Annotated in this window: 6 protein-coding genes; 4 read left to right on the forward strand and 2 right to left on the reverse strand. The window is 40.6% G+C overall.

Annotated features, from left to right (window positions below; all coding sequences use genetic code 11):
- The first annotated feature begins 72 nt into the window (after positions 1 to 72).
- From lpdA to SJ2017_RS02140, 3 genes are all read left to right on the forward strand, one after another.
- On the forward strand, positions 73 to 1500 hold the full coding sequence (lpdA, locus tag SJ2017_RS02130; RefSeq protein WP_055022941.1) for a dihydrolipoyl dehydrogenase: 1428 nt from the start codon (positions 73 to 75) through the stop codon (positions 1498 to 1500).
- A 197-nt stretch (positions 1501 to 1697) separates the two neighbouring features.
- Positions 1698 to 6140: an EAL domain-containing protein gene (locus SJ2017_RS02135; protein ID WP_080914723.1), complete on the forward strand. Its 4443-nt coding sequence runs from the start codon at positions 1698 to 1700 to the stop codon at positions 6138 to 6140.
- 129 nt (positions 6141 to 6269) lie between these two features.
- Positions 6270 to 8483, forward strand: a complete 2214-nt coding sequence (locus SJ2017_RS02140) for a patatin-like phospholipase family protein (RefSeq protein ID WP_080914724.1) — start codon at positions 6270 to 6272, stop codon at positions 8481 to 8483.
- Positions 8484 to 8562: 79 nt separating this feature from the next.
- On the opposite strand, the gene hxpB is transcribed toward SJ2017_RS02140, so the two are convergent.
- Entirely contained in the window at positions 8563 to 9234 is a 672-nt protein-coding gene (hxpB, locus tag SJ2017_RS02145) for a hexitol phosphatase HxpB (protein ID WP_080914725.1), read from the reverse strand.
- Between the two features lie 434 nt (positions 9235 to 9668).
- On the opposite strand from hxpB, the gene acnB reads away from it, so the two are divergent.
- Positions 9669 to 12266, forward strand: a complete 2598-nt coding sequence (acnB, locus tag SJ2017_RS02150) for a bifunctional aconitate hydratase 2/2-methylisocitrate dehydratase (RefSeq protein ID WP_055022937.1) — start codon at positions 9669 to 9671, stop codon at positions 12264 to 12266.
- Between the two features lie 292 nt (positions 12267 to 12558).
- On the opposite strand, the gene SJ2017_RS02155 is transcribed toward acnB, so the two are convergent.
- Positions 12559 to 12990, reverse strand: coding sequence for a hypothetical protein (locus SJ2017_RS02155; protein ID WP_080914726.1), 432 nt, complete (start codon positions 12988 to 12990; stop codon positions 12559 to 12561).
- Positions 12991 to 13064: the final 74 nt, after the last annotated feature.

The raw sequence follows: 13064 nt of genomic DNA on the forward strand, positions 1-13064 counted from the left end.
CAAGATTCAATAATGACCCCATTTTGCAGTTTGGACGGTTTTTCCGCCAACAAGAGAAAAATAGAGGAAAACATGAGTAAAGAAATCAAAACTCAGGTAGTAGTACTTGGTTCAGGCCCTGCAGGCTATTCAGCAGCATTCCGAGCTGCAGATTTAGGTTTAGAAACAGTTATCGTTGAGCGTTTTAGTACGTTAGGTGGTGTTTGTTTGAATGTGGGTTGTATCCCGTCAAAAGCATTACTACATGTCGCTAAAGTGATCGAAGAAGCAAAAGAAGTTGCTCATCACGGTGTTGTATTTGGTGAGCCAACGATTGATTTAGAAAAATTACGCGGCTTTAAAGAAAAAGTAGTGGGTCAATTAACAGGCGGTTTAGGCGGAATGTCTAAAATGCGTAAAGTTAATGTAGTTAATGGCTATGGTAAATTTACTTCATCAAACACCATGGAAGTTCAAGGTGAAGATGGCGTTACAGTGATTAACTTTGAACACGCAATTATTGCTGCTGGTTCACGCCCAATCGAGCTACCGTTCATTCCACATGAAGACCCACGTATCTGGGACTCTACTGATGCACTAGAACTTAAAGAAGTGCCAGGTAAATTATTAGTTATGGGTGGCGGTATTATTGGCCTAGAAATGGGTACAGTTTATTCATCAATCGGTAGTGAAATTGATGTGGTTGAAATGTTTGACCAAGTCATTCCTGCTGCTGATAAAGATATCGTTCGTATCTTCACTAAGAAGATCAAGAAGAAATTCAACTTGATGCTTGAAACGAAAGTGACAGCGGTTGAAGCAAAAGAAGACGGTATCTACGTTACTATGGAAGGCAAGAAAGCACCTGCTGAGCCTGTGCGTTATGATGCTGTATTGGTTGCAATTGGTCGTACACCAAATGGTAAATCAATTGATGCTGAAAAAGCTGGCGTAAATGTTGATGAGCGTGGTTTCATCAATGTTGATAAGCAGTTACGTACTAACGTACCTAACATTTTCGCTATTGGTGATATCGTAGGTCAGCCAATGTTGGCTCACAAAGGTGTGCATGAAGGTCATGTGGCTGCTGAAGTTATTTCAGGTCTTAAGCACTTCTTCGATCCTAAAGTGATCCCTTCGATTGCTTATACAGACCCAGAAGTAGCATGGGTTGGTCTAACTGAGAAAGAAGCAAAAGAGCAAGGTGTTGCATATGAAACTGCAAGCTTCCCTTGGGCTGCAAGTGGCCGTGCTATTGCTTCTGACGCAAGTGATGGCATGACTAAGTTAATCTTCGATAAAGAAACTCATCGTGTGATTGGTGGTGCTGTTGTTGGTGTTAATGGTGGTGAATTACTAGGTGAAATTGGCCTAGCAATTGAAATGGGTTGTGACGCTGAAGATTTAGCATTAACTATTCATGCTCACCCAACCTTACATGAGTCTGTCGGTCTTGCTGCCGAAGTTTATGAAGGTTCTATTACTGATTTGCCAAACCCAAAAGCAAAAAAGAAAAAATAACTAGCAACTCATTGTAGCTATTTGTATCAAAGCACCTTACGGGGTGCTTTTTTTTGATCAATTTTTACAATATGGTGATATATTTAAAATGTGTATCAATTGAGTTTTAGATAGTTGTTGGCATGAAGCCAGTTTATATTTTGCAAGGAAACTTCCAACGTTACGAATAAATCATTTTCCAGAGTAATAATTAACAAATGATAAATCGCGTTAAACAGTTTTTAAGTTTCATTTTTCTAACCATTTTATTTTGTAACCAGGCTTCAGCTGTAAATGTTGTCCAGCGACTTTTTAATGCCCAAGATGGGTTAATTAACTATTCGATTAATGATATTACTTTTGATGATTATGGTTATGTCTGGCTTGCAACTCAGCAGGGGTTGTATCGTGTCAGTAGCTCTGCAATTCGCAGAATTGACCAACCTAATAGCGCAGATGCTCTCAGTTATCAAAATATCAAATTACTGATTAAAGTCGGTAAAAATCATTTATTACTCAACAGCAATTTCTCTCTAACCCTTTACGATATTTCGACAAACCAATTCTCTGATCTACTTATTGATTCACCTGACAGCTTTTATAACGATCCTATTTCAGGTTACACAAGGCTTGCAAACGGAAGTGTGGTGTTATTAACCAATGCTGGGCGAGTATTGTTGCTTGATAACGAGTCTTTACAGCTAACCTTGTTACATTCACTCGATGAAAATGTGGCTTGGAACAGTATTCATCAATGGGCTGATAACACTTTTTTATATTCAAATAGCCTTGCTATTGAACTTAGAGATGCTCAAGGTGCACTGTTATCTCAAATTGATTGGGATATAAAAAATACCTTTATTCGTGGCTTATTTATCGATAGCAAAGATGATATTTGGGTATACAGTAATAAAGGCTTATTCCTTGTCGATATCGATAAAAAAACCATTAACCGCATGGCTATTGCCCCCTTTAATATTCATCAATTGGTAGAAGATAAGCAAGGTAGTTTATGGATGTCGACGACTTCTGGCCTGTTTTCTTGGCAACCGCATACCGACGAGATTAAATCTTATAAAGAAGAGTTAAAGCGTGATGCTGATATTGATTACATTGACGATGTTGCCGTTGATCAGCATGGGCTGATTTGGCTTGGCGGTTCTGGTGAAGGCTTGGCTTTATTAGCGCTAAAACCTGATTTCTTACTGGATTACTTTAACAAGGCCTCTAAATATAAACTCGTCGATGAGATGATATGGAGTGTATTTGCTCAAGACGATAAGTTATGGCTTGGCGGTGATGGTGGATTGAATATTGTCGATAAACAAGCTGTTGCTTCTAGTTTGCATCTCCCAAATGGGTTTCAAGCAAGTGATTCAGTATACAGTCTATCTGAGTTAGAGAGCCAATATGTGTCACTCGCGACCACCAATGGCGTGTTTGTGTATGACAAAGATACGAATAACGAAGTCGACTTTTCAACATTCGCTCCTAACAGTGACAGCCTTAGAGGTTCGCAGCTATTCACCTCTTATAACGATCCCCTGATTGATGGGCGAACTTGGTGGGGTACGTTTGATAAAGTCCATTATTGGCAACCTGGATTGACTGATATTAAACAAATATCAATATTCAATGAAGGTGAGCGGAATACCCGAACCAGTATTAGCAGCGTTTATCGTGATGATGAAAACACGCTATGGGTCGGGGGAGATAAATATTTAGGTTATTTAACCAATCAGAATCAATTGAACTCGTTATCAGACATTTTGGTGAGAGAATATCCAAATGCTAGTGTGAATAACATCAATCAAGTTGACGATGATACGTTGTGGTTAGGGACTTACCAGGAAGGCTTACTTCGATTTAATACGAAAACCCATGACATTGAATCAATGAACAAATTATGGGGTTTAGACTGCAGTACTGTGTATTTTATCCAGCAAACTGATCGCTATAATCTCATTGGTTGTGAATCGATTTTAATCCGCCACGATCCCCTCAAAGATGTCGTAGACGTTTTCTCTGTGAATGATGGTTTTACAGCTTCAGAGTTTAATGAAGCTGCATCCTTTTATGACCCCAAAGCGGGGTTATATATTGGTAGTCCTGACGGGGCAATGCTGGTGGATGTTGATAAGCTTGAGCACCGAAGTCAAAGCCATGATATTTCATTGGAATCGATCTCAGTTTTTTACGACGATCAAACCGAGCTGTATTTACTGCCAGACTCATTCAACACTGTCAGACCTGATGCCAAACTGATTAGTTTTCAAATGACCACATTTGATTACATCGATACGGCGCCAATTAGTATCAAATATCGTTTAGTGCTGGATGGTTCAGCTAAAAAGCCTAACTATATTCTTCTAGAAGGGCAGACACAGGTCAATATTGCTGACTTAAATGCCGGTGTATATACCTTGGAGTTACTGCATAAACAACAGGGAATATGGTCGACAGAACCGTTTCAATTTCAATTCAAAGTTAATGAATATTGGTGGGCATCGCAGTGGTTTAAAATGTTGGTGTTATTAATCGTTTTATTAACTGCATTCACATCAGTGGTTTTGCGTCAAAAGCAAGTTAGGCGGGTATTAAAGATTAATACGGCGCTTCGGGAAAGTGAAGACAAACTCCGTCAATCTCTGCGGGGCAGTGATTCTGACTTGTGGGAATGGAACAGCCACTCAAATAGTATTTTGTTCGAAAATAAAGCGGGGATTTTAGGCGCTAAATCTCAGTTATCTTATCTCGTACCGGACTTGCCTATTATCGATGAGGATAAAGAAGGTGTAACTCGCCATTGGATGGATTTACTCAAAGGCAAGCAAGACTCGATTGATATTGAGTTTCGATATACCCGAGCCGCCGGCATTCTAGGTTGGTTACGTATCCGTGGACGTGCAGTAAAAGTCAATGATGAAACAGGGCAAGTGGAGAAGGTTGCGGGTATTTATACCGAAGTGACAGAGCAGCGAGAACTTCAAAGTGAAATTGATTTACTCGCAAAAGCTTTCGAGAATACCTCCGAAGGAATGTTAATTCTGGATGCTAAAAAGCACATCAAGGTCATTAATGCTGCGGCCAACAATTTGGTAGGCGCTGAAGAAGAACAATTGATTGGACAGCCTTTTGAGTCACTGCTGCACAAAAGTAACCCTGAAAATGACATAGATGTCTTAAAGCTTGTAGAAGGCATCTGGAATGGCGAATTGACATTTATACGCCAGCCAAATGATAAGTTTCCAGTATGGGCCAATATCTCGGTGATGACTGATAAGCATCAGGTTATTCAGCATTATGTGGTGGTGTTTTCTGATATTACGTTACGTAAGCAAAATGAACTTAACTTACGCAATCTAGCCAATAATGATGTATTAACAGGGCTATCGAACCGTTCCATGTTTAATCGGCAATTAGCGCGAATTACTTCAGGCGCTCATAACGCCAATGAACGATTAGCGTTATTGTTTCTTGACTTAGATCGCTTTAAGCACGTGAATGATTCATATGGTCATAGCATGGGGGATGCGTTATTAGTCGAAGCCGCTAAGCGTATTCAACGAAGTGTGGGTAGCGAGCATCTTGTGTGCCGATTTGGTGGTGATGAATTCGTTATTCTATTAAGGAAAGTTGAGTCAATCGACGAGATTAACTTGGTTGCTGAAAAAGTCCTTAAGCAAATTGCGGCACCTTTTAGGCTATTCTCACGAGAGTTTTTCGTTTCTACTAGTATTGGTATTAGCATGTGGCCTGAAGACACTTTGGACCCTGAAACTCTGATTAAAAATGCTGACTTAGCAATGTATCACGCCAAGGAAGAAGGGCGGGGGAATTTTCAATATTATTCAGCAGAGCGAAACGCAGAAGCGCAATACCATTTATGGATTGAATCGGAGCTCAGAAAAGCCATTGAGAATAACGAACTGCAACTGTATTACCAGCCGCAAATTGATATTTTAAGAGGTGATAAATTTATTGGGATGGAGGCGTTGATCCGTTGGCAGCATCCTGAAAAAGGGTTTATTAGACCTGATGTATTTATTAAAGTTGCCGAGTCCTGTGGTTTGATTATTGATATTGACCGTTGGGTGTTACGTCAGGCTTGCACTGATGGTGCTCGCTGGCATGCCTTACATGATGAGCATTTTCAGTTATCGGTTAATGTCTCAGCAGTGCAATTTAGGCAAGTGGATTTCATTGATAGCCTAAAAACGATGTTGGCCGATACTGGCATGCCACCTCAATGCTTAGCTGTTGAAATCACCGAAGGTGTATTAATGAAAGAGTTGCAGGTGGCAAATGCACATTTGGCACAATTAAAAGCGTTAGGGATAGAAGTGGCGATTGATGATTTTGGTACTGGGTATTCATCACTGGCTTATTTACGAAACTTTGAGGTTAATACACTTAAAATTGATCGGTCATTCTTGATTGATATTGTTAATAACGAGGCCGATCAAGCGATTGTGAGTAGTATTATAGAATTAGCTCGTAACCTTAAATTACATGTGGTTGCAGAAGGTATTGAGTCTTACGATCAAATGGAGCAAGTATTCAGCCGTGGCTGTTATATCATTCAAGGTTACTATTTTGCTAAGCCGATGCCACGTGAAGCGTTTGATGCATTTATCGGAATTTCAAAGGCGGACTCATAAACTAGGGAATACATTCCAAATACGATAATGCAAATAAAGGTTAATAAGATGGTTTGAAAGGTTTTATTAATGATGCATTTTCTTTGCTAGAATGGCGCCGATAATAATTTAAAGATAGGGATGCTTTATATGGGTCGTAAGATCGCATTGTTACTGTTGTTGAGTTTAACCACGAGTTTCACTTATGCAAAAGAACGTCCAACAGTAGGACTGGTATTAAGTGGCGGTGGCGCAAAAGGTTCGGCTCATATTGGCATCCTGAAAGTATTAGAGCAAAACCGTATTCCAGTTGATTATGTGACTGGTACCAGTATTGGTTCGTACGTAGGCGGTATGTATGCACTTGGTTATACCGCTGATGAAATAGAAACGATCATGCTGAACTCTCCTTGGGCTGAGGGCTACTCAGATACTATTCCCCGCGAAGATTTAACCTACCGTGATAAACAACATCGAGATAAATTTAATATCCCATTAAATGTGGGCTATAAAGATGGGGGGCTTGCTGCGCCAAGTGGCTTACTTCGAGGCCAAACAATGTCACAGCTACTGCAACATTCAACTGACCTCGTTGAGCAGTTTGGTGATTTCGATGATTTAGCGATCCCCTACCGTGCAGTTGCAACAGATTTATCCACAAGTCACGCCGTTGTATTAGATAAGGGCAGTATTGTAAAAGCCATGCAAGCTTCTGCCACTGTGCCAGGTGCGCTGCAACCAGCAGAAATAGATGGCAAGCTTTTAGTCGACGGCGGTATTTCGAATAATATGCCGATTGATGTGGTTAAAGCCATGGGAGCAGATGTGGTGATCGCTGTTGATATTGGCTCACCATTAGCAACTAAAGAGCAGCTAGATAGCACTATTGCAGTATTGGAACAGCTATCGACGATTTTGACCAAAGCTACCACTGAAGAGCAGAAGACCTATTTAACAGATGGTGACGTGCTCATTCGCCCCGCGATTGACGACATGAGTACTACTGACTTTGAAATCATGCCGCAAGCATTAGAAGCTGGGACTATCGCTGGTAATGCTGCTCTGCCTATGTTGGCTCACTTGAGTATCAGTGAAGCTGATTATCAAGCTTATCAAGATAAAAAAAGACGAGCCAAGCTGGTGTTTGTTAATCAAGTCAACCGTCCTTCCACCAAGATTGTTTTCGACAATAACTCTAAAGTTAGTGAGCGCTTATTACGAGAAGAGTTAGGTCTAAAAGAAGGTGAGGTGATCACTAAAGAAGAGTTAAATGCTGCAATCAAACGACTATATTCGCTTAATAAATTTGAACGTGTCGATGCAGAATTTGAAGATACTGAAGAAGGCCGTGTTTTAACCGTCAGTACCCATGCAAAATCTTGGGGACCTAATTATTTTGACGTCGGCTTTAATTGGGAAGATGACTTTACTTTAGATTCGGCCATTACCTTGAGCTTGGCTTACACCATGGGTGAACTTACCGATAATGGTGGCGAATGGCGAAACGAGATGCAACTTGGATTTGAAAAACGAATTAGTACTGAGTTTTACCAGCCTTTCTCAAAAGACCAAGATTTTTATGGCCGAGCGCTTTATGAGTATGAGATTAAAGACTGGGACTTTTATGATGGCAATGATCGTTTATATGAGCTTAAAAATTCGTTAAATCAATTCTCTATGGGTGTTGGTTATAACTACTCTCACGCTGGTTTGATTGAGATTGGTGCTGTAGGTGAACTAGGGACACTATCTAATCGTGCCGTTTCCGAAATTGACTTGGATTATGATTCAGTCGGTGGGTACTTTTTGATGACGTACGATACATTAAATAGCATCAGCTTCCCTACTGAAGGTCAACGCTTAACCTTTAAAGCGGCAGTGCGTGATGAAAAATACTCAGGTGCCGTGGTCAATGACTCAGATCAACTGGCTTGGCAATTTGAAGCAGATTGGAAAGGGGCATTAAATCTAGGTAACCATGCCATTGTAGGTAAAGCGGCAATCACTACAGTGGATGTTGACCGTGATTTCACCATTCATGTTGCTGAATTAGGTGGCTTCTTGAATTTATCGGGTTATCACAAAGGTGCTCTTGCTGGACCTCACAAAGCATTTGGCGCACTGATTTATCAGTATGATCTTGGTCGAGATGTTTTATTATCAGATGTGCCACTCTACTTAGGTGCCAGTATTGAGGCTGGTAACGTGTGGCTACTAAAAGATGACATTGATTTAGATGACTTGATATATGCGAGTAGTCTTTATTTAGGTACAGATACTAGCTGGGGGCCGGCAGCATTAGGCTTTGGCTTTACTGATACTGGCGAGCAAGCATTTTACTTATTCATTGGTAAAAACTTCTAACTTAAGTCTTTGTTCGAATAGACTTGGTGATATAAAGGGCTGCGGGTGCAGCCCTTTTTATATCGCTTTTGTTGCTTAGTTAGATTCTGGTCGTGGTATCTAGCACGTCAGCTAATTGGCCTAAATGCTCGAGCTGTTGATGCGCAATAACCCAACGTGATTGCTCAGCGAATTCAGGAGCAGGAATCGCCACCGTTTGCATTGTCGCTGCTCTTGCTGCAATTAAGCCATTAAATGAATCCTCAATGGCTAGGCAATGTGCAGGATTTACCTTTAATGCATTGGCGCAATTCAAATAGACTTCTGGATGCGGCTTTCCGTATTGAAGATTTTCAGCCGATGCAATTGCTTCAAAATACGATCTTATCCCTAGTTTTGCCATGACAGAGTCAATGAGATCTGTTGAAGAAGAGGTCGCTAGTCCAATTTTAAGCTGCTTTTGCTGGCATAGTTTTAATGCATCGATAACGCCGCGCATTGGGGCACCTTCAGTTTCAATAAACGTGACGACTTTATCGATAATCTGCTGCGCGACAGCACGGTTATCATAGTTATCCCATGGGTTTCGTTGGTACCAATAGGCAACCAATAAATCGATTCGTAACCCTGTGGTAACTTCGGCATCTTTCATGGTGATGGGTACACCGAGTTGATTGAGCACTTCGACCTCAGCTTTTTGCCAAGCTGGCTCGGTATCAATAATCACGCCGTCCATATCAAATATGACCGCTTCTATAGTGGTTAATGACATATTACTCCCTTACTTAGTTTGAATAGCTAGTCAATAAAGTTGAATAAACAGTGTTTTAGGCATGTATTAGGTGGTGCTGTTCAAAGACTATGCAGAATAGCGAAAAAAAAAGCAAAATTTCATCTAAGTTATACGATTGATTTATAGGACTGAATTAAATTGTGGTGTCAGGTTAATGTACTGAAATTAAAGTGTTTATTTAATGTTTTAAACTATTGTCTAATTTTATTTGTTTAAAGCAGAAGTTAAATTATACTGCGAGCTCAATATTAGTATCGATTTCGTCTCCATTAGAGTGTGATCTAATTCATACTTTTGCAAACCTGTAGTATACTACGGGTCGGATTTCAAGCCCGAACCTGTGGAATGGTCATTTTTTCTATTAAATGATGTTCAGTTTCGCTGTTAGGCGCAAAACAAAGAGGAATGTTGCCGTGCTAGAAGCATATCGTAAACACGTCGCAGAACGTGCTGCAGAGGGTGTTGTCCCTAAGCCATTAGATGCACAACAAGTGGCTGAATTAGTGAAGTTAGTTGAAACTCCGCCTGCTGGTGAAGAGGCCGTGATTCTAGATCTATTAGAAAATCGTATTCCCCCTGGTGTTGATGAAGCTGCGTACGTAAAAGCGGCATTCTTAGATGCAGTTGCCAAAGGCACTGTTTCGTCACCAATCCTATCAACTGAGCGTGCTACTGAACTACTTGGTACTATGCAAGGTGGTTACAACATTGAGCCGTTAATCGCTCAATTAGATAATGATGCACTTGCTCCAATCGCAGTCACTGCATTATCAAATACACTATTAATGTTTGATGCCTACCATGATGTGGTAGAAAAAATGCAAGCAGGTAATGACTTTGCTAAGCAAGTTGTTAACTCTTGGGCTAATGCTGAGTGGTTCCTAAACCGTCCTAAATTAGCAGAAAAAGTGACCTTGACTGTATTTAAAGTGTCAGGTGAGACAAACACAGATGACTTGTCTCCTGCTCCTGATGCATGGTCTCGTCCAGATATCCCATTGCACGCATTAGCCATGCTGAAAAATGCCCGTGACGGCATTGTGCCTGATGAAGCTGGCGTAGTTGGCCCAATCAAAGAAATCGAAGCACTTAAAGGCAAAGGTCATCCACTGGTTTATGTTGGTGACGTTGTTGGTACTGGTTCTTCTCGTAAATCAGCGACTAACTCAGTGCTATGGTTCATGGGTGACGATATCCCTTATGTACCTAATAAGCGCGCTGGTGGTTTCTGTTTAGGTGGTAAAATTGCACCAATCTTCTTCAACACGATGGAAGATGCAGGCGCATTACCAATTGAGCTAGACGTAGAAAAAATGAACATGGGCGATGTTATTGATATCTACCCATATGAAGGCGTAGTTAAGCGTGCTGGCACTGATGAAGTGATTTCAACGTTTGAACTTAAAACTGACGTACTGCTAGATGAAGTACGTGCTGGTGGCCGTATTCCATTAATCATTGGTCGTGGTTTAACAGACCGTGCACGTGAAACGCTAGGTCTTAGTGCTTCAGATGTATTCGTACGTCCACAAGACGTTGAAGCATCAAGTAAAGGCTTCACACTGGCGCAAAAAATGGTCGGTAAAGCTTGTGGTGTAACAGGTATTCGTCCAGGTCAGTATTGTGAACCTAAAATGACATCTGTTGGTTCGCAAGATACCACTGGCCCAATGACACGTGATGAGCTAAAAGATTTAGCATGTTTGGGCTTCAGTGCAGACCTAACGATGCAGTCATTCTGTCATACTGCCGCTTATCCGAAGCCTGTTGATGTGAATACGCATCAAACATTACCAGATTTCATCATGAACCGTGGTGGTGTTTCACTTCGTCCAGGTGACGGTGTTATTCACTCATGGTTAAACCGTATGCTTCTGCCAGATACTGTTGGTACTGGTGGTGACTCTCATACGCGTTTCCCTATTGGTATTTCATTCCCTGCAGGTTCTGGTCTTGTTGCATTTGCTGCAGCAACTGGTGTTATGCCATTGGATATGCCTGAGTCAATTTTGGTTCGTTTTAAAGGTGAAATGCAACCAGGTATCACATTACGTGATCTTGTACATGCTATCCCACATAAAGCTATCGAAATGGGTCTATTAACGGTAGAGAAGAAAGGTAAGATTAACGCTTTCTCTGGCCGTGTTCTTGAAATTGAAGGACTAGAGCACCTTAAAGTTGAGCAAGCATTCGAGTTATCTGATGCATCTGCTGAGCGAAGTGCTGCTGGTTGTACAATCAAGTTAGACAAAGAGCCAATCATTGAATACTTGAACTCTAACATCGTGATGTTGAAGTGGATGATCTCTGAAGGTTATGGCGATCGTCGTACTATTGAGCGTCGTATTAAAGGCATGGAAGAGTTTATTGCTAATCCAGAGCTAATGAGCGCAGATAGTGATGCTGAATACGCTGAAGTTATCGAAATTGATTTAGCTGATATCAAAGAGCCAATCCTTTGTGCGCCGAACGATCCAGATGATGCAGTGTTATTATCATCAGTTGTTGATACTAAAATTGACGAAGTCTTTGTCGGTTCTTGTATGACCAACATCGGTCACTTCCGTGCAACAGGTAAAATGCTTGATAAGTTTGCTAAGACTTTACCAACACGTTTGTGGATTGCTCCACCAACGAAAATGGATAAAGACCAGCTAACAGAAGAAGGCTATTATGCAATCTTTGGACGTGTCGGTGCACGCATCGAGATCCCAGGTTGTTCACTGTGTATGGGTAACCAAGCACGTGTTGCTGAAAATTCAACAGTCGTATCAACATCGACACGTAACTTCCCTAACCGTCTAGGTACTGGCGCAAACGTTTACTTAGCATCTGCTGAGTTAGCTGCCGTAGCTGCACTATTAGGTCGTTTACCTTCTCCTGCAGAGTATCAAGAATATGCGAAAGAGTTAGATGCAACAGCAGCTGACACATACCGCTACTTGAACTTCGATGAGATTGAGTCTTACACCAAGAAAGCTGATAGTGTAATTTTCCAATCAGCAGTGTAGCCTTTGATAAGATGGTTACGTTTTAAAAGCGTAAACTGAAAAATGCCAGCTAATTAGCTGGCATTTTTGTGTCTGGATTTTGTTGCGAGCTTTATAGTGAGATTAAATTTATTGGTGCTTTACTCACAAAGAAGCGAAAGGTAGCTAATGGCAACTCCTATCGGATTTCCCATGTACTTCTTCAAAATGTTAACCTCCTCAAATTGATGTCAAGCTTAAGTAAGTTAATTTAACGTATTCAAAATACTTAAAAGGGGAATATTGAATCTGCAGGTTAATCTGAAAAACGTCTTTATATGGATCTTCCTATTAGAAAATCTCGATATACTTTTTCGTCTAATCCTAATTGTGGACAAGTTAAGCTTTTTTCTCGTATTGTAGAAACACTCATCGATCCATTTTCAATAAAGACAGCTTGAGACTGTAAAGTACAGTTATCTTCAACTGTAATGGACCACTTTTGCAGTTTCTCTAACGGCGCTGGAGCACTGGCTATAATGTAAACTCTAACATTTTCATACTGATAAAATTCTTTTCTATTTTCACCAACTTTTACAATAGAACAAGGTGGTGCTAGTTGTAATTGAATATTTTTCTCATTACCAGTAACAATGCATTGATCTGAATTTAATACCATTTTGATATCAGCATGGGCGTATGAAAAAAGTGTTAGAGGTATTATTATGCAAGCAAATCGAATTATACCAATATTTCCCAAAACCATAATTGATCTCCTAAATTTAGCCAATCAGCATCCCCACCTTTTAAATCTTCACCATCCCATAAGTCAATATGAAC

Source organism: Shewanella japonica (genome assembly GCF_002075795.1).
In the GTDB taxonomy this organism is placed as follows: Bacteria; Pseudomonadota; Gammaproteobacteria; order Enterobacterales; family Shewanellaceae; genus Shewanella; species Shewanella japonica.

What these genes read in the sequence shown, in the direction of transcription:
- SJ2017_RS02140 (WP_080914724.1), top strand. Translation starts at nt 6,270, where the DNA reads ATGGGTCGTAAGATCGCATTGTTACTGTTGTTGAGTTTAACCACGAGT.
- lpdA (WP_055022941.1), top strand. Translation starts at nt 73, where the DNA reads ATGAGTAAAGAAATCAAAACTCAGGTAGTAGTACTTGGTTCAGGCCCT.
- SJ2017_RS02155 (WP_080914726.1), bottom strand. Translation starts at nt 12,990, where the DNA reads ATGGTTTTGGGAAATATTGGTATAATTCGATTTGCTTGCATAATAATA.
- SJ2017_RS02135 (WP_080914723.1), top strand. Translation starts at nt 1,698, where the DNA reads ATGATAAATCGCGTTAAACAGTTTTTAAGTTTCATTTTTCTAACCATT.
- hxpB (WP_080914725.1), bottom strand. Translation starts at nt 9,234, where the DNA reads ATGTCATTAACCACTATAGAAGCGGTCATATTTGATATGGACGGCGTG.